Here is an 18,299-nt window from a genome sequence, read left to right on the forward strand (position 1 = left end):
TACACCTCATTTATAAAATGTCCACTTCGGGCTTTTTTGTCTGGAGTAGAAATTATTTCGTTGTCTTTGTTCTTCTAAACGCTGCTGGCATTTACGATTGGCAGCTTCTAATGTCGTGATGGCATCTAACTCTGATTGCTTGTAAATATCTAAAATAGATTGATAGATGGTTTTGGTTTTCAATAAGACACGAGACTTATTTGCTCCATATAATTCATCTGCTACTTGGATTAATCCACCAGCGTTTACAATATAATCAGGAGCATATAGGATTCCACGTTCATGAAGGATTTTTGCATGATATTCTTCTTTTAACTGATTATTTGCTGATCCTACAACAGCCTTTACCTTTAGCTTCTCAATCGTATCATCGTTTAGGATGCCACCCATTGCACATGGGATAAAGATATCTGCATCCGCTTCATAGATTTCCTCACTAGACACAACCGTTACATTTCCGGCGTAGGCGTTTGCCTTCGATTGAATACCTTCAATCGATTCTTGCGAGATATCAGTTACGACTAAACTCGCACCAGCTTCAAGTAATTGTTCCGCTACTTTGAATCCAACCTTACCTAAACCTTGAATGGCAAACGTCTTGCCTGCAAGTGACTCATCGCCAAATAAATAGAGATTAGTAGCTTTTAATCCATACATAACACCTTGTGCAGTTGGAACCGAGGAATCTCCACCACCGCCAAACTCTTCCGGTATGCCATTAATAAAATTTGTTTCCTTTGATGCTTGCACAAAATCGTCCATCGTCGTTCCCATATCTGTTCCAGTAAAGAACCTACCATTTAGTGAATCGACGAATTGGCCATAAGCCCTAAATAACGCTGGAGACTTATCTGTTTTTGGGTTACCAATAATGACACCTTTTCCTCCACCAAAATCGATATCAGCTGCAGCACACTTGTAAGTCATTCCTTCCGATAAACGTAAAACATCCTCCAACGCTTCCTCAACAGTGGCATACGGGTACATCCTCGTTCCACCAAGTGCTGGTCCAAGTGTTGTACTATGGATTGCAATAATAGCCTGTAACCCTGTACTTGGGTCATTACAGAATACAACTTGTTCATGCCCACTTATCTTTCCAAATATATCCATTGACATCTCGGGTGACTTATCTAATTGCTGTTTCATGGTTTAACCCCCTATCAGCAAGATTATGAAACTCTTATTCCAAAGCTTTTCTAACTAGCCAAGCATCACTTACAATTCTCCAACACCAGAGAATACTAGTAGTTATTCTCATTTTCTATTACATTATGTTATACGCTCACTGTTACCTAACTCACGATATTTTCCTTCAAAGAATGCCAGTGGCTCTCCATCTCGAACCTCTAATCCTTCTACCTTCCCAATAAATAACGTGTGGTCTCCTGCATCAATTGAATTATGAAGCTCACATACGATATTCACCAATGCTTCTTTTATCGTTGGCATTTCATGGAACCAGTGAAAATCTATTTCACGAATCTCATCGATTTGTCCTGCAAAATAAGCAGATAAGTCCTTCTGATCTTGCTTTAGAAAGCTTATCGCAAACTTACCAGCATTTTCGATGTATCGTTTCATCGTTGCTTTATGATCAACGGATACTAGTACGAGCTTCGGATTTAAGGAAACAGACACAAAGGCGTTTGCCGTCATTCCATGAATCTCCTCCCCAAGCTTCGTGGTAATTACCGTGACACCTGTTGCAAATTTTCCCATTGCATTACGGAACAAACGATCATCCATTTATGAACCCCCCTTTTCTAGAAAATTCAGCTTAAATCACAAAGGTAGGCTTATGCTGCTCTAGCTTTGCAGCCTGTAAGTCAACTTCTTTTTGTGTGAACACATCTAGAACATTTGATGCTTCATTAAACCATTTATCCGGTGCAGCGTGTCCCCAGAATGTTTGACGCATCGGATCATTAATATCCCAACGAATCGGCTCAAAATCAGGGTCACTAGTTAAATAATCCCCACTATATAGTTCAATTCTGTGTCCATCGGGATCACGCAAATATAAGAAGAAAGCATTAGAAAGTCCGTGTCTACCTGGACCTCGTTCAATTGCTTCACCATAACCCATTGATGCAAGCACATCACAGGTATGGATAAGTGCTAATTGATCTGGTAACCAGAAGCCAATATGATGCACTCTAGGACCTTTTCCATTCATAAAGGCAACATCATGCACATTTTGCTTTCGATGAAGCCAGGCTGCCCATGTATTTCCTTCTGGTGTATCGGTATATTCTGAGCAAGCGAATCCTAGCTTTTCTTTATAGAATGCATATGCTGCCTCCACATCAGGCACAGCACAGTTAAAATGGTCAATCCGCTGCATTCTAGAGCCTTTATATAAATCATAGCGTTGTAATAAACGTTCCACTGTTTCCATTTCTGCAAAAAATTCAAGTGGTAATCCCGATAAATCATTCACACGGAGTGAGCGCCCAAGGGCGTGCTGACTACCTTTTTCCATCCATTTTGTCGCGTAGCCTTCCCTTTCAAACATACGTGACAGTGCATCCAAATCCTGTTCTGATGATACTTTATAGCCTAACGCTTCTACTGCAGGAGAATCAGCTTTTTTTAACACTAAACTGTGATGATTATGTTCTTCTAAGCCGCGAAGATAAATATATTCGTCATTTGATTCCGTTTCGATAAAGCCGAGTGCATCCACATAAAATTTTTGCGATGCCTCTAGATCTGTCACACGTAGTATGGCTCTCGCACATCGAATCACATTATAGTCCATCTTCTTTCCCCCTTAATTGGAAGCTTTCACGCCACTGGATTTTTTCAAGAAATCTTGTACATATTGCTTAAACGGTTCTTTATCGTAGTTATCAAAATAAGTCATTCCCATACGTATTGGGTCACCGAAAAAGTAGTACTCATAGTGTGTTTGACGACTACCGAACGCACTTAACGTTAAATCCCAAGCTAGACGGAATAACTGGACACGTTCATAACCTTCGAGATTCTTCCCTTGTAAACCGCGATGAATAATTGGTCCAATTTCAGCATGATTAAAGTCAGCCTCTGTAGGAATTCCCATTAAGCCAGAAGCACCTAAAATACGCACAATTTCCGTTAAGCGAGGAAAGATCCTCGGGTACCAATTGCGTGCCGCGTCAAGTGCCGCAAAGTCAGGTGTCATTGTGCCAGAGCTATCTAGCTTTGCATTATGCTCTGCGCGATATAAGTGAGATTTCATCGTCTCTAATGACAACATGATTTCAGTACCTTTATCTTGGACATGCTGGAACTGATCAATCCCAATAGCATCCATTATACTAAGTGCAACACCTAAAACAAACTCGGTCTTTACAATGTTTTTCGATACAACCTGATGAGACATATGAACAACAGCATTTGTCTCTTTAAATGTTCGGTTGCATACAGATGAGTTCCCACAAACAAATACACGCTCCCATGGAACGAAGACATTTTCAAAGGAAACAATAGCATCTCCTTCATCAAAACGAGAACCAAGTGGATGATCCCATTCGCTTTTGCCATAATCGAATGATTCACGGCTAATGAACTTTAATCCCGGAGTATTGTTAGGGATTGCAAATGCTAATGAATACGGATCATCTAATTCTCCTGCTTTCTTGACGGTAGATGGGAATACTAGAATTTCATCCGTAATTCCCCCTTGCGTTGCTAATAACCGAATGCCATCTACAATAATCCCATCCGGGCGTTCTTCCACCAGGTGAAGAGCAACATTAGCATCTTTTTGTTGGTGCTGTGCCTTGGCACGATTTACTTGCGGATGGATTAATGTGTGTGTTAGGCTAATATCATTTTCACGAGCGTACTCATAATAGTTGCGGGCATTTTCCGCAAAACGAGGATCACCCTCAGCGAAAAGGCTGTTATTAACACCCATTGCCATTACCTCTGCATTCAAATAATCCGGAGAGCGTCCCATCATCCCCCCTGATGTCCGTGCCCACTCCTGAATAGCTTCACGACGTTTAATTAGATCCTCAATTGACCTAGGTTGTAAAAACGTCATTCCTACCTTATTATCTGTAGTTGGAGAAGTATAAAGCATTTTTTCAGGTTTTTCATACTGTAAATCATATAGATTAGCCATCGATTTAATGACATTTTTAAATGCAGGATGTTCTGTTACATCATCTACTCGTTCTCCATGAATATAAATATTGTTATTCGCCTTTTTTAACCCTTCGATATACTCTTTTCCCGTTTTAGCTGGCATATTGGTTCCCTCCTTATTTTTTCATTCCAAATTTTGGTATATGATGGTCGCTGATTGCGACATGAATTGCTTTAGGCTCCGTGTAGAATTCAAAGATTGCAAAATGACCACCTTCACGACCGATACCACTTGCCTTCATTCCACCAAATGGAATCCGTAAGTCTCGAACATTTTGTGAGTTAACCCAGATCATTCCCGAATCAATTGATTGTGCTACTCGATGTGCTCGCTTAATATCACTTGTCCATACATAACCGGCAAGACCGTAATCAATATCATTAGCCATTTGGACAACTTCTTCTTCCGTTTCAAATTCGATAACAGCCATTACCGGTCCGAAAATTTCCTCTTGGCAAACCCGCATATCATTTTTTGCATTTAATAAAAGGGTAGGTGGTACATAATTCCCTGCAGAAAACTGTTCAGGTACTGAGCCTTGAAACACTTCGCAGCCTTCCTCTTTTGCAAGCTCAATGTACCCCGTAACCTTTTGGAAATGACCTTTATCAATTAACGGTCCGATTTCTGTATCATTTTCTTTTGGATCACCAACTATAATATTTTGTACACGTTGCTTTAAAGCCTCAGTAAACTTTTCCTTTAAGCTCTTATGAACAAATACTCTAGAGTTCGCTGTACAGCGTTCCCCATTGAAGGAAAAGATTCCCCAAACAGCAGCGTCCAGTGCATTTTCAAAATCCGCATCCTCAAAGACAATTAGTGGTGATTTTCCACCTAGTTCCATCGAGGTTTTCTTCAAAGAATCCGCACTATTTTTGATAATACGTTTTCCAGTCGTTGTTTCTCCTGTAAATGAAATAGCTTTAACATCTGGATGTTTCACTAGCGACTCTCCTGCTGTTTCTCCAAAACCATGAACAACATTAAATACGCCTTTAGGCAACTCAGCTTTTTGCATAACATTGGCTAAAATGTTTGCTGATAACGGTGACAGCTCTGCTGGCTTTAACACTACTGTGTTTCCCGTTGCCAGTGCCGGTGCGACCTTCCAAGTTAATAGCATAAATGGAGCATTCCAAGGAGTGATTAAACCAACAACCCCTAATGGTTGATAAACAGTGTAATTAATAAATTCATCATCCACCTGATATGCATCCCCATGCATTCTTGCCTGTACCATCCGGGAGTAAAAACGAAAATTCTCTGCACCACGGGCAGCCATTTTACGAGTTTGACTTATCGGCAAACCAGAATCCATCGACTCAAGATGTGCAATTGTTTCTGCTTCCTCTTCGATCAAATCTGCAATTCTTTCAATATATTTCATACGTTCCTTTATCTTCATGGAACCCCATGGTCCATTCTCAAAAGCATCCTTAGCCGCAGTGACAGCCTTCTCAATATCTGCTTGATCACCTTTTGAAACTAGATTGATCGATTCATTGGTAAAAGGATTAATATTTTCAAAGGTTTCTTTGCCAGTTGCATCTACAAATTCACCATTTATGTAGAGCTTTACATCCTCTATTTTCTCAATCAATTTAGACCCTCCTTAGATTTCCACATCTTCTGTAATAAGCTGGTAATCTAGTAATACTTCTCTAATTTCCGCCTGAATTTCGGATGATGGGACATCTAATGGTTTTCGAAGAATTGGTTTGATTTTCCCCATCATTCCTAGAGCAGCTTTTACTGGTGCCGGATTGGTATCTCGGAAAAGCACATCATTAAGTGGCATTAACTCATAATGCAAATCCTGTGCTCCCTTTACATCTCCCTCTGCCCAACGGTTATAAACCTCTGCGACTTCACGTGGAGCTACGTTTGCAGTTGCACTGATATGTCCTGCTCCACCGATCGCAAGCATTGGATAGCATAATACTTCAATACCTGAATAAAGATTAAATTCTCGACCACATTTCAGTAATACTTTATTTACATGTTCAAAATCTTTATTCGATTCTTTGACTCCAATGATATTTGGACAATCTTCTGAAAGTCTCGCTATTGTAACCGCTTCCAAATTTATCGCCGTTCGTCCTGGGATGTTATATAATATGATTGGTATATCTACTGAATCTGCTACTGCTTTGAAGTGTTTGTATAATGCGTGTTGATTTGGTTTGTTGTAGTATGGGACAATGACCATTGCAGCGTCAGCACCCATTTCTTGAGCAGCTTTTGTCATGCGGAGTGTTTCTTGGTGGTTGGTTGATCCTGTTCCTGGTATAAAAGGAACTCTTCCATTTACGGTTTTACAGGCAACTTCCATCACGTTTATTCTTTCTTCAATTGACATCGAGCTTGGTTCACCGGATGTACCTGTACAGGAAATGCCATGACTGCCACTTGCTATTTGCCAATTGATTAATTCCTGAAACTTTTCAAAATCAATGCTCTCATCTTCATGAAACGGTGTAATCACAGGTGCGATAGAGCCTCGTAATCTTTCTTTTGCCTCTTCAAAAGCCATTTGATTACCTCCAACCAATTGTTTTTAACTAATAATAATTTTCTGAACAATTAAATCATATATGATTTCATATGTCATGTCAATAAGGAATTATATGTAGAAGTAAATTACCGGTGATGAAAAGTGGTATGTGACGATATAATGAGATTAGCTTATGGAGTTAAGGAGGTTACTAAATGGAGACACTAAGAGCAGGCTATGGTTTAGACGGAAATGGGTATATCATAAGTGATGCTTACAAAGAAAAGATAAGTGATATCTTTCAACCTTGTATACAAGATTCGATTGAAAGGCTTAAAAGTCTCTTTGGGGCACAATTGCACAGTGTATACGTATATGGAAGTGTTGCAAGAGGAGAAGCGATAGTTCGTAAATCCGATTTAGATTTAATTGCTATGTTTAAAGGGAATTTGGATGCCGATAGTATTGCGACGGTAAAGAAGTTAGGAAATGACCTTTCGGAAAAGTACACTACCTTAATTAGAGAAGTAGGAATAGCTATCGCATTTTACGATTATACACTCGATCCGGCCAATTACTATGAGAATGCATTTATTAGTGAGCTTAGTGTTTGTCTCTATGGTGAGGATTTAGGAGAACGCTTTGGTCCCTATAAATTAACAAAAGAAATACCTATACGATTCAATGGTGATATCAATAAGTCTTTATCCAGGGTCTTAACAAATTTTGATAAGGCCACAGAAAGCGACTTTAAACTACTAACTCAAAATTTTGCTCGTAAACTTATCCGAACTTTCTATTCCATGGTTATGGTTCGTTCTCAGATTTGGACAACAAGATTGAAGGAACAAGCTGATGTTTTCATACACTACTTTCCAAAAAAGCAGCCTGTTTTGCTCGACCTCCTCCATTGGATAGACGAACCACCTACCGATCGCCAGATGGTGATCCAATTATTTCAAAGAGAAGGTGAATGGGCCAGTAAAAATTTCATTCAGGAAGCTAGCATTCTTCCTAATGTCCCTTTAACATGATTACATTTAAAAACACCATGAACAAACTGCGTCAAGGCGTGACAATGCAGTATATATTCATAGTGCTTATGTTCTAGCTCATCAATTCGAATTGGTTCCCATTAGATTTTTGCGTCGCTTCTCAAAATTCTCAGCTGTTTTCACTTTATGCTCCCGAGCTAATACTTCTACTTCTTTTGAAGCACCAGTTTCTAATAGAGCTATTATTTGTTGATGTTCTCGTATCGATTCTTTTACTCGTTTGGAATATAATGTTGAACCCACACCGCGAATAGATTCTATCCGATTCCATGTATTTTGGATTGATTCCAGCAAAAAGTTATTCCCACATTGTTCACAAATAATCCTGTGAAATGTGGCATTTAACTTGCTGAATTGGATAATATCGAAGTCTTCTAAGGCCTCCTCCATTCGTTCATTCAATTGAACCAACTCTTTTAACTTATCTTTCGGGAAATTATTAGCTGCTAGTGAAGCTGCATACCCTTCCAATAAGGCTAATACATGTACTGTATCTAAGTAATCCGATTCATTGACTTCCGCAACGACGGGTCCGACGTTGCGCTTATACACTACTAATCGTTCTGCTTCAAGCTGACGAATTGCTTCGCGTACAGGAATGGAACTCGTCTCCAATTCCTTTGCAATCTGATCGATTACGATTCGTTGACCTGGTACATATTCACGTTCAATAATTCTGCCTTTTAATATACGGTAGACTTTTTGTTGTTTATTTTCTTTTATCATCATAATACTATAATAGTATAGGAAATAATATATAATGTCAATATTCAGAAAATGATTATCGCCATATACAGTAGAAATATATGACATAACGGATTACGGCATATATCATGCTGGTTATTGCCCAGGAAATATTTTGTAGAATTATCAGGAATATTGTCACCAATTAATGTTCGACCATTTGGATGGATTACGGCTTCCTCCCTACATTGTTAATTACATAAGTATTACCATTTTCAAAGCTAGCTTGACACACAACAGAATCCATGCGATAATACATAAGTTACTAAAGTGACATACGAATCTGGCATTCTACAGTGTTTTTGTTGATGCTTATTCACACTGGCGCGACTATAGGGTCGCAAGGACGTAAGAGCAGGTAGGGCTTACGTTGTTTAGGTTAGAAGACATCCGAGACAAATTACTTGCTAGCCACTGATGCAAGTTGGTCTTCGTGGAAGATTTACCGCGGTTTAAGTGAAATTCAATAGCTCGATTCCAAAACCGAGTTAATAAATTACGACACAAAAGTTATAAGCAACTTATGAATAATGAATTTCCCACCCGAAATGTCATTCGGGGATTAATAAATATACGATGTGTTACTTTAGAATTGTAAGGGGTATCCTAACAGATAGGATATCCCTTTTCCAATACATAAAATGAAAGAGGGTTGAATAATGATTGAAATTGGAACCATTCAAACCATGATGGTCGACCGAAAAATTGATACGGGATATGTTTTAAAAGCGGATATGACAGAAGCACTACTCCATCATAACGAAACGGATATGGAGTTAGAAGCCGGACAAGAAATAGATGTGTTCTTATACCAAGATAAAAAGGGAAATCTTACGGCAACAACGAAACTACCAAATGTCGTGATCGACCGATATGGCTGGGCAAAGGTCGTGAATGTTCTCCCACATTTAGGGGCATTTGTTGATATTGGGACAACCAAGGAATTTTTAGTTTCAAAAGATGACCTACCTCTTTTTGAGAATGTATGGCCTAAAGAAGATGATATGCTTTATGTAACATTAGGCAAAGACAGAAAAGGACGACTACTCGCTCTACCTGCTACAGAAGGTGTCATACTGCGAGAAATCGAACGAGCTCCAGACTCATTATTAAACGAAATGATTAGTGGAAGAGTCTATCATACAAGCAGAGAAGGAACTGCTATAATTACCGAAGAAGAATATCGAGGCTTTATTCACCATACAGAACGAAAAACCGAACCTCGTCTTGGTGAACTAGTGCAAGGACGTGTAATCGAAGTTAAATATGATGGCACGTTAAACGTATCTCTTCGCCCACTTAAGCAACATGGTATGCATGATGATGCTGAAATGATATTAGAGCACTTGGAAGAGCAAGATGGGATGATGCCTTTTAGTGATAAAAGTGATCCCGACGATATTCGAGGAACATTTAATATTAGTAAGGCAGCATTTAAGCGAGCATTAGGGAAATTGATGAGAGAAGGAAAAATTGAGCAACGTGATGGGAAAACATATTTAAAATAGTTTCTCAGCACTGCCTCTCTTAAGAATATAGTTGATTGATACAATCCATCCTATTGATAAAGGTGGATTGTTTTGTTTTACAATATTGCCAAGTAAAAAAGGTTGGCATTTTTATAGGTAGACAGAAAAAACATATAAAAATGAACTTACTGGGTTTCTGGAAATGGAAGCAAATGGTATAATTACTATATTATAATTCATTACGTATAGGAGGAAGATTATTATGAATAAAAAGAACAAGTATATTCAAAAAGCAGTCAGCGTTTCCTTATTAATTACGTTCATTGCCTTTTTCATAGGAGAAAATCCAAATAAATTTTCACCAATTTATTTACTATTTGTAGGGGTAGCTTCGTTCCTAAGCGTTTATTTGATTTCTATGATTATAGCTAGAGCACAACAAAGTGCGCAGAAATACCTATAGAAAATACCGGACTTTACTTTATACATAATCCCTTTATGAATTACGCACCAATATGAACATCATCTTAAAGATAAAAATCGCACAGTCCTTAAACTGTGCGATGCCCTTACTTCTTTGTTACGCTTTTTGATCATGTACTTGATAAGCATGACTTACTGCTGTCACGATGAAGCTAATTCCTGCAGCGAATAGGCTAGCAATTCCCCAGCCACCAAGTCCAACTTCCATAATCTCAATTTTTTTAGGAGTTGCGGCACAAACAAGAACGATTCCACCAACAAATAGGATGGCACTTACTACGTATGGTAAATAACCTTTACCACGAGTAGCCTTAAGAAAAATAAAGCCCAAAATAATAGCTGCTACAGAAAGGATAGCCCCAATTTGTATTACATGCTGTACTAACATGCTTACACCTCGCTTTATCATGTATTTATAGTAAATATCAAAAGTTTTTTGATATACTAATATAATTTTCGTGTGAAGCGAATAAAAATAAACAACCGCTATATTTGAAAGTGCTTTCAGTTACTACGATAAAAAGGGGTTGATAACTGCCTATTGAAAACATAGTTAGTTTTATCATACCAAAAGAAAGGAGTTTTATCTATGAAAAAGAGTTTTTTATGGCAAATACTCGCGGCCTTTGTATTAGCACTCATTGTAGGTTTAATTCTTGGTGAGAACGCGAAGTATGTTCAGCCGCTCGGAGATCTATTCTTACGACTTATTAAATTTATCATTGTCCCATTAATACTAGCCACTATTATTGTAGGTGTAACAAATGCTGGGGACTTAAAGAAGCTTGGACGAATGGGTGGAAAGACGATTGCATTTTATCTAATAACAAGTTTTTTTGCTGTTGCCATTGGTTTGACTGTTGCTTCCATTCTATCCCCTGGCAAAGGTGTGGATGTCACGTTAAATGAAGAAAACGTACCTTCCGGAGAAACGCAAAGTGTAATCGACACATTATTAAATATTATTCCGACTAATCCTATTGAATCCCTCGCTACAGCAAATGTTCTACAGATTATCTTCTTCGCAATTTTCTTAGGCCTTGGAATTACAATGGTTGGTGAAAAAGCAGAACCGGTTAAACGTTTCTTTGATGGTTTATCGGAGATCATGTATAAGATCACTTCTGCTGTGATGAAGCTTGTTCCACTTGGGATATTCGGTCTACTCGCACCAATAGTCGGTCAATATGGTCTTGATGTATTGATGCCACTAATGAAATTAATCCTCGCCGTTCTCATAGCCTGTTTAATCCAAGTCGCACTCGTGTATTCCATCGCTTTAAGGACGTTAGGGAAAATGAACCCATTGGAGTTCTTCAAAGGTATTCTTCCAGCAGCTACAGTTGCCTTTTCTACTTGTAGTAGTTCAGGTACGCTTCCCGTTACAATGAAAAACACAGAGGAAAATCTAGGTGTATCCAAGGAAACTACTAGCTTCGTTTTACCTCTAGGTGCAACCATCAACATGGATGGTACAGCCATTTATCAAGGAATAGCTGTCATGTTTACTGCACAATATTTTGGAGAATCCTTATCCTTGGCACAACTCATTGTGGTTGCTCTAGTTGCAACACTTGCTTCTATAGGTGCAGCAGGTGTTCCTGGAGCTGGAATGGTTATGTTGACCATGACATTAGCTGCTGTTAACTTACCTTTAGAAGCAATAGCTCTAATCGCTGGAATAGACCGTATATTAGATATGATGCGTACTTCTGTAAATATTATGGGCGACGCAGCAGCAGCGGTTGTTATCGATAAATCCGAGAAAAAGAGTGAATCTATTGCTGCTTAATTATAGTGAACTGGTTTAAGAACCAGTTCACTTTTTCTTTGTTACAAATGCTTAAAATTCACGTCCTGAAAAATTTATTATTTTGCTATAACAAAATAATCTTATTTTTTCTAATAATAGTGTAAACTGGAATAGAAAGAATCCTTTCATTTAATTTTAAGGGGGAAAAAGGATGCAAACATTTGAGCAGTATACATACGAAAGACCTAATCTTGAACAAGAAAAAGCTAAGTTTGCCGAATTACTAGATGCATTTAAAAATGCAACCTCAGTTAAAGCACAGGATGAAGCAATTGCTAAAATAAACGAGGTTCGAAATCGTTTTTCTACATTATTTAATTTAGTATATGTTCGTGCTTCTATTGATACGAATGATGAATTCTATCAGAAAGAGCGGGACTTCTGGGACGAAGTATCGCCTGAAGTTCAAGAGCTTAGCACAGATTTCTATAAGGAGCTAATCAAGACCCCTTTCCGGGATGAACTGGAGAAAAAATGGGGTTCACAGCTTTTCGAAATTGCAGATTATTCCATTAAGGCTTTCGCACCCGAAGTTATCGGATTACTACAGAAAGAAAACAAATTAACATCGGAATACTCTAAGTTAGTAGCATCTGCTGAGATTGAGTTTAACGGGAATACTTATACACTTGCACAGCTCGGACCTTTCCTACAAGACAAGAATCGTGATGTGCGTAAAAAAGCGGCTGCAGCTTCAGCAGGATTTTTTGAGGCGAATGGTGAAAAGTTCGATACTATCTATGATCAACTAGTAAAAGTACGTCATGAAATCGCTACTACGCTTGGATATAAAAACTTCGTAGAACTTGGCTACATACGTATGATGCGTATTGATTACAATGCAGAAATGGTGGCAACGTATCGTAAGCAGGTTCAAGAATCAATTGTTCCCCTCGTTACTAAGCTCTACAAAAAACAAGCGGAGCGAATTGGAGTAGATTCTTTAAAGTTTTATGATGAAAGCTTCCAATATAAAACAGGAAACGCTACACCAAAAGGTTCTCCAGAGTGGATAATTGAAAACGGAAAGAAAATGTATGAAGAATTATCTCCTGAGACAAACGAATTCTTCCATTTCATGCTTGATCGCAACTTAATGGATTTGGAAGCTAAAAAAGGAAAAGAATCTGGAGGCTATTGTACGTATATCGATGACTATCAATCTCCTTTTATCTTCTCTAATTTCAACGGCACTTCTGGAGATATTGATGTATTAACACACGAAGCAGGCCATGCATTTCAAGTTTACGAAAGCCGTCATATTGGAATTCCCGAATATAATTGGCCTACACATGAAGCGGCCGAAATCCATTCCATGAGTATGGAATTCTTCACATGGCCATGGATGGAGCTTTTCTTTAAGGAAGATACAGATAAGTACAAGTACTCTCACTTAGCAAGTGGACTGATATTCCTACCTTATGGTGTTGCTGTAGATGAGTTCCAGCATTTAGTTTATGAAAATCCAGACTGGACTCCTGAAGAACGACGCAATGCATGGAAGCAAATTGAAGCTAAATATTTACCACATCGTGATTACGATGATATTCCTTATTGGGGAGCTGGTGCTATTTGGCAGCGTCAAGGACATATTTATGAAGTGCCTTTTTACTATATTGATTATACATTGGCACAAATCTGTGCATTCCAATTCTGGAAACGTTCCAGAGAAAATCATGAAGAGGCATGGGCAGATTATTTAAACCTTTGTAAACTTGGTGGTTCCAAGTCATTCCTTGGCTTAGTAGAAGCAGCAAATCTTCTATCACCATTTGAAGAAGGAACTGTAGAATCTATTGTAAAAACTATTGAAGAATGGTTGGATTCCGTAGACGATAAAGCACTATAAACAAAATTAAAAAAACTACGCATTTCTCATTTTAGAAATGCGAGTTTTTTATGGATTATAAGTCTAATTTCAATCGAATCATATCTCGACACTGGATTCCAAATTCAAAGATTTCTTCTGAATAATTTCGTATAAAGAAATCTGGATCAATCCCAATGATTCTAAATCCACATTTCTGATACAGAGCTAATTGATTTATACTAGAGTTTCCAGTACCTATTTCCACTGCATTATAGCCACTTAATCTAGCATTTTCAATTGCATCTTGTACAAGTGCTTTTCCTATTCCCTTACCTCGATAGTGTGTCGATACAGCAACGTTAACAATTTCCATTGTTCCTGGTCTTGTAGGTAGTAATACATAGACCCCTATTATGTCATGATTCATCTCCGCAACATAGCAAACGCCTCTTTGTAAATAACCCATAATCATTTCCTCTGAAGGATCAGCGTGTAACAATAAGTCAATCGGAGGAACTTCATCTTTTCTTAGCTTTCGTATTTGCATGCCCTTTCTCCTACCTTATAGAAAAATATAGTTATCTAGAAATCTATTTTCCTGTTAGCTTGGTTGTCATCCCCGATAGCAGAGTTGTTAGATTACCCCTCAAACATATACTAACACATCTATTTTACCGAAATTACACATAATTAAAAACTATATTCAAGCGATAATCAAGAAAAATTTTGTTACACTATATATAAAAGTGATTTACTAGGAGGTTTATATGACATATAAGATACTTTTTCTTGACATTGACGGAACTATTTTGAGACCAGATCATACCTATCACCCAAAGACAAAAGAGGCCATAAAGCAAGCTCAAGCACAGGGGATTCAAGTGTTCCTTGCAACTGGTCGGCCTATCCACGAATTAGGTGACCTTGCTGATGATTTACAAATAAATTCTTTTATCGGATATAACGGTGCACTGGCTATTTATCGGGGAGAAACTATCGTTGATGAACCGATGAAAAAAGAGATCATAACGGAGTATTTGGAGATTATCAAAAAGCATGATCACGATATCGTGCTCTATACAAGTGAAGATAACTATGTACAAGACATCGAGTCATCACGCATTAAAGACTTTCAAGAGATGTTTCAATTGTTAACGCTCAACCCAATTCATGAAGAACTGACTAATTATGTATTAGGTGCAACTGTTTTGAATATTAGGCCAGACGAGGTACCTTTATACGAGATCAATGATGACATTCACCTTTCTCAAGTGAATGTCAGTGGTGCTGAGGATTGCTATGATGTAATCCGTAAATCAGTAAATAAAGGTGAGGCAGTAAAAGCTATCTTAGCTCATTTAGGAATAGACAAAGAACATGCTGTAGCTTTTGGTGATGGAATGAATGATAAAGAAATGCTTCAAACTGTCGGCGCAAGCTTTGCCATGGGTAATGCAAACCCTGAATTATTATCCTATGCCAAATATCAAACGAAGTCAGTATCCGAAGCAGGGGTTTATTATGGGTTAAAAGATTTAGGATTGGTGAAATAAAAGACAAAAAGCAAAGCCGGAGTATTTGTGCTTTGCTTTTTATGATTGTTTTGTTAGCTTAGTTTGAATAACAATTAGTAGCAAAAAGTTAATCCATGTATTCACTGGTATAGTAAAAACCATTATGTAAAGGTAGGTAGTTCCTGCCCCGAATAATTTTGACTCATCATTCAGATTGGTTAAAAAACAAAACGCTCCAATTAATAAAACGGCATTTATGATGAAGGCTGCTAACATACTGATAGGTTTATGTTGTTGCTTTTTCAAGACAAGGGTAGAAGATATAGTGGAACAGACGAGAGACATAATAATAATAATAATAAAAACATCCATCATTAACCTCCTACCCTCTACATACAAATTTTATCTAATATGTTTCTCAATGATAGTAACGAAAAATTGGTAACCATGTAGCTTTGTTAAAATTTTATTCATTCTCCTCCTATCTTTTAACGTTATCTAGCTTGTTCCTTTTCGTTTGTTTTCTTCGCTTTTAAACATATAACGTATTCCTTTTCCCGCCAGTGGTTCATCTACATACCTAGGTATCACATGAAAATGGGCATGAAAAATATGCTGTCCACCAACCTCTCCACAATTCCAACCGAGGTTATAGCCTTGCGGGTGGTATTTTTCATCTAAAAATGCTTTTACATCGCGAAGAAGTGAATAGGTTGCATTCCACTCTTCTAACGTTAGATCAAAAGCAGTTTCACGATGCTCCTTTGGCACAATTAAGCCTGCCCCTTCAAGTTGGCTCCCTTTGACTTTGGACTGATCGAGCTGTAAAAACATACAGTACTCATTACTAAGCATGATATTCTGTTCAGGTATTAACTCTAAATTACATAATTCACAATTATTCACTTGAAATCCCTCTTCTCCACCTGCACAATGCCATATTTAAACCTAGTTTTCTTTTTGCTCATCAAGCATTGATTTTAGGTATTCTTGTGACTTCCCTTTTGGAATACTTAGATTTGTCCATTGACTATCTTTTATTTGTTTTCCTATATAGACCATCTGCCCAATGTGATAGGCTGCATGAGCTAGTTGTCTTTCAATGGCATCTATGACATTATGTGCTTCTCCTCTAATATATACTGTCTTTAAGAGGTCGTCAGGATGTAAAGAATGTAACGTATCTAATGCAATTTTCCAGCCTTTATCCCAAATGGCCAAGGTCTCTGATTTCGATAGTTTATCATCGATAAATTCTCCATCACGATTTCGATCTTCTTTTTCCCCATCTGTTGTTAAAAAGTCAGTCCATCGCGACACTAGGTTACCACCCATGTGTTTCATAATGACAGCAATACTATTGGATTCATTGTTATACTTCCAGTGCAGCTCTGCTTCTGATAATTGCGCGATCGTTTTATCACCTAGTACTTTTATTCCTTTAAATCGTTCAATCACTACTTTTAAATATTGATTTTCGATATTCATATAGGACCCCTCCTAGGCTTTTGGTATGTAGGTAATGGTATTGACCCAACCTCTATCTTACACGAACATTTTATATCATCATTTTATCATAAACTAAGCATATTTTCTTAATTGTCTTACAACAAAAAAGACCTCTACTCAAAATTTTAAGAGTAAAGGTCATGTATTTAGTTATAACAACAAACCACCATAAACAAAGGCACCGAGTATGACAAATGCTGGGTGAACTTTCCTTCGTTCTATTAATAGATAACTACCGACTCCTAATACTATCGTATGGATAATCCCTATTCCTTCATATGATTCAAAGAAAAACCTCCATGCCATGAGTCCTAAGAGAATGGCTATTACCGGACGAATAAATAATGTGATTCGTTTTACTTTTGGTGAATCTTTGTACTTATACAATAAACCTAATAAAGCGATCATAATGATGAGGGAAGGAGCCACGGTTGCGAAAACACCAATAACAGCTCCAAGTACTCCTCCGACCTCATATCCAATATAGCCTGCCATTTTCGTTGCAATTGGTCCTGGAAGTGAATTAGCTACCGCTAATACTTCACTAAATTCTTGTACGGTCATCCAACCATATCTACCAACAACTTCATTTTCAACTAGCGGTATGGAAGCTGGACCACCACCATAGCCCAATATCCCAGGAATGAAAAAGGCAAGGAAAATCTCCCAATATGTCATCATCAGGCTTTCACTCCTTTATCACGTTGTTTGTCTCGAATTAGTAAGGCAAACGTGATTAGGATAGCAATGATAATTCCCGGATGCACACCTAGTAGTTGCATAATGATAAATACAGCAAGCGTCATAATCACTGTAGGGATCCAACCCATTCCTTCTCTTGCCTTGTCAAAGAACTGCCAAGTCAATGTAGCCATCATCATTCCCACAACTGGAATGACGGCTGCGGTCATTCCTTTTACCCAATCAATATCCTTAAATGAAGAAAGGGTTGATAGTAAAATAATTAATAATAAAATGGTCGGAAGCACGGTTGCTATAACGGCATTTAGCATCCCTACCACACCTGCCACTCGGTAGCCAATATAGCCTGCGAGCTTTGTTGCGATTGGTCCTGGGAGGGTGTTTGCTAAGGCAAGCATGTCACCGAAGTCTTCGTCCTTCATCCACTTATATGTTTCGACGACTTCTTTATGAATAAGTGGAATGGAGGCTGGACCACCACCATACCCCAGAATTCCCACTCGAAAAAAAGCTAAAAATAAATGCCACTGTGTTTTCATTACTCGAACTTCACCTTTCTGTT

At 38.1% G+C, this 18,299-nt stretch carries 20 protein-coding genes; 6 read left to right on the forward strand and 14 right to left on the reverse strand.

The features are described from left to right. Positions 1-6 precede the first annotated feature (6 nt). From G5W_RS0103545 to hpaI, 6 genes are all read right to left on the reverse strand, one after another. Positions 7-1,149, reverse strand: a complete 1,143-nt coding sequence (locus tag G5W_RS0103545) for a Leu/Phe/Val dehydrogenase (RefSeq protein ID WP_010094299.1) — start codon at positions 1,147-1,149, stop codon at positions 7-9. A 123-nt stretch (positions 1,150-1,272) separates the two neighbouring features. Beyond that, a complete protein-coding gene (locus tag G5W_RS0103550) occupies positions 1,273-1,749 on the reverse strand; it encodes a flavin reductase family protein (RefSeq protein ID WP_010094300.1) in 477 nt (158 codons plus the stop codon). Between the two features lie 31 nt (positions 1,750-1,780). Then, positions 1,781-2,764: a 3,4-dihydroxyphenylacetate 2,3-dioxygenase gene (gene hpaD / locus G5W_RS0103555; RefSeq protein ID WP_010094302.1), complete on the reverse strand. Its 984-nt coding sequence runs from the start codon at positions 2,762-2,764 to the stop codon at positions 1,781-1,783. Positions 2,765-2,776: 12 nt separating this feature from the next. Further along, positions 2,777-4,243 (reverse strand): 4-hydroxyphenylacetate 3-monooxygenase, oxygenase component, encoded by a 1,467-nt coding sequence (gene hpaB / locus G5W_RS0103560; protein ID WP_010094303.1) that lies wholly within the window; start codon positions 4,241-4,243, stop codon positions 2,777-2,779. A gap of 13 nt (positions 4,244-4,256) precedes the next feature. Then, positions 4,257-5,744 carry a 5-carboxymethyl-2-hydroxymuconate semialdehyde dehydrogenase gene (gene hpaE / locus G5W_RS0103565; protein WP_010094304.1) on the reverse strand — a complete coding sequence of 496 codons (1,488 nt, stop codon included), beginning with the start codon at positions 5,742-5,744 and terminating at the stop codon, positions 4,257-4,259. 12 nt (positions 5,745-5,756) lie between these two features. Continuing rightward, complete coding sequence (gene hpaI, locus G5W_RS0103570) at positions 5,757-6,677, reverse strand: 2,4-dihydroxyhept-2-ene-1,7-dioic acid aldolase (protein WP_010094305.1); 921 nt, start codon at positions 6,675-6,677, stop codon at positions 5,757-5,759. Between the two features lie 176 nt (positions 6,678-6,853). Between hpaI and G5W_RS0103575 the strand changes: the two genes are divergently transcribed. After that, entirely contained in the window at positions 6,854-7,672 is an 819-nt protein-coding gene (locus G5W_RS0103575; protein WP_010094306.1) for a nucleotidyltransferase domain-containing protein, read from the forward strand. 81 nt (positions 7,673-7,753) lie between these two features. Here G5W_RS0103575 and G5W_RS0103580 read toward each other — a convergent pair whose 3' ends face one another. Then, positions 7,754-8,419, reverse strand: a complete 666-nt coding sequence (locus G5W_RS0103580; protein WP_050801643.1) for a GntR family transcriptional regulator — start codon at positions 8,417-8,419, stop codon at positions 7,754-7,756. Positions 8,420-9,096: 677 nt separating this feature from the next. Here G5W_RS0103580 and G5W_RS0103585 point away from each other — a divergent pair. Both G5W_RS0103585 and G5W_RS0103590 read left to right on the forward strand, forming a co-directional pair. Beyond that, complete coding sequence (locus G5W_RS0103585) at positions 9,097-9,945, forward strand: CvfB family protein (protein ID WP_010094308.1); 849 nt, start codon at positions 9,097-9,099, stop codon at positions 9,943-9,945. A 223-nt stretch (positions 9,946-10,168) separates the two neighbouring features. After that, on the forward strand, positions 10,169-10,369 hold the full coding sequence (locus tag G5W_RS0103590) for a hypothetical protein (protein WP_010094310.1): 201 nt from the start codon (positions 10,169-10,171) through the stop codon (positions 10,367-10,369). Positions 10,370-10,486: 117 nt separating this feature from the next. On the opposite strand, the gene G5W_RS0103595 is transcribed toward G5W_RS0103590, so the two are convergent. After that, positions 10,487-10,777, reverse strand: coding sequence for a hypothetical protein (locus G5W_RS0103595; protein ID WP_010094312.1), 291 nt, complete (start codon positions 10,775-10,777; stop codon positions 10,487-10,489). 201 nt (positions 10,778-10,978) lie between these two features. Here G5W_RS0103595 and G5W_RS0103600 point away from each other — a divergent pair, with 201 nt between their 5' ends. Both G5W_RS0103600 and G5W_RS0103605 read left to right on the forward strand, forming a co-directional pair. Continuing rightward, a complete protein-coding gene (locus G5W_RS0103600) occupies positions 10,979-12,181 on the forward strand; it encodes a dicarboxylate/amino acid:cation symporter (protein WP_010094314.1) in 1,203 nt (400 codons plus the stop codon). 172 nt (positions 12,182-12,353) lie between these two features. Beyond that, positions 12,354-14,051, forward strand: a complete 1,698-nt coding sequence (locus tag G5W_RS0103605) for a M3 family oligoendopeptidase (RefSeq protein ID WP_010094316.1) — start codon at positions 12,354-12,356, stop codon at positions 14,049-14,051. A gap of 55 nt (positions 14,052-14,106) precedes the next feature. Here the strand turns inward: G5W_RS0103605 and G5W_RS0103610 are convergent, their stop codons facing one another. Next, complete coding sequence (locus G5W_RS0103610; RefSeq protein WP_010094318.1) at positions 14,107-14,559, reverse strand: GNAT family N-acetyltransferase; 453 nt, start codon at positions 14,557-14,559, stop codon at positions 14,107-14,109. Positions 14,560-14,779: 220 nt separating this feature from the next. Here G5W_RS0103610 and G5W_RS0103615 point away from each other — a divergent pair, with 220 nt between their 5' ends. Continuing rightward, a complete protein-coding gene (locus G5W_RS0103615; RefSeq protein ID WP_010094320.1) occupies positions 14,780-15,565 on the forward strand; it encodes a Cof-type HAD-IIB family hydrolase in 786 nt (261 codons plus the stop codon). 39 nt (positions 15,566-15,604) lie between these two features. On the opposite strand, the gene G5W_RS0103620 is transcribed toward G5W_RS0103615, so the two are convergent. The 5 genes from G5W_RS0103620 to G5W_RS0103640 all read right to left on the reverse strand — a co-directional run bounded on the left by G5W_RS0103620 (position 15,605) and on the right by G5W_RS0103640 (position 18,276). Further along, the gene (locus G5W_RS0103620; RefSeq protein ID WP_010094322.1) at positions 15,605-15,898 is read right to left on the reverse strand and encodes a hypothetical protein; all 294 of its coding nucleotides are present in this window, start codon (positions 15,896-15,898) and stop codon (positions 15,605-15,607) included. Positions 15,899-16,024: 126 nt separating this feature from the next. Continuing rightward, positions 16,025-16,432, reverse strand: a complete 408-nt coding sequence (locus tag G5W_RS0103625) for an HIT family protein (RefSeq protein WP_010094324.1) — start codon at positions 16,430-16,432, stop codon at positions 16,025-16,027. A 42-nt stretch (positions 16,433-16,474) separates the two neighbouring features. Continuing rightward, complete coding sequence (locus G5W_RS0103630; protein ID WP_010094326.1) at positions 16,475-17,014, reverse strand: DUF1572 family protein; 540 nt, start codon at positions 17,012-17,014, stop codon at positions 16,475-16,477. Positions 17,015-17,185: 171 nt separating this feature from the next. Next, entirely contained in the window at positions 17,186-17,713 is a 528-nt protein-coding gene (locus G5W_RS0103635) for a chromate transporter (protein WP_029190998.1), read from the reverse strand. Positions 17,714-17,715: 2 nt separating this feature from the next. Then, on the reverse strand, positions 17,716-18,276 hold the full coding sequence (locus G5W_RS0103640) for a chromate transporter (protein WP_010094328.1): 561 nt from the start codon (positions 18,274-18,276) through the stop codon (positions 17,716-17,718). Between the last annotated feature and the right edge of the window lie 23 nt (positions 18,277-18,299).

This window comes from Ornithinibacillus scapharcae TW25, assembly GCF_000190475.1.
GTDB lineage: Bacteria > Bacillota > Bacilli > Bacillales > Amphibacillaceae > Ornithinibacillus > Ornithinibacillus scapharcae.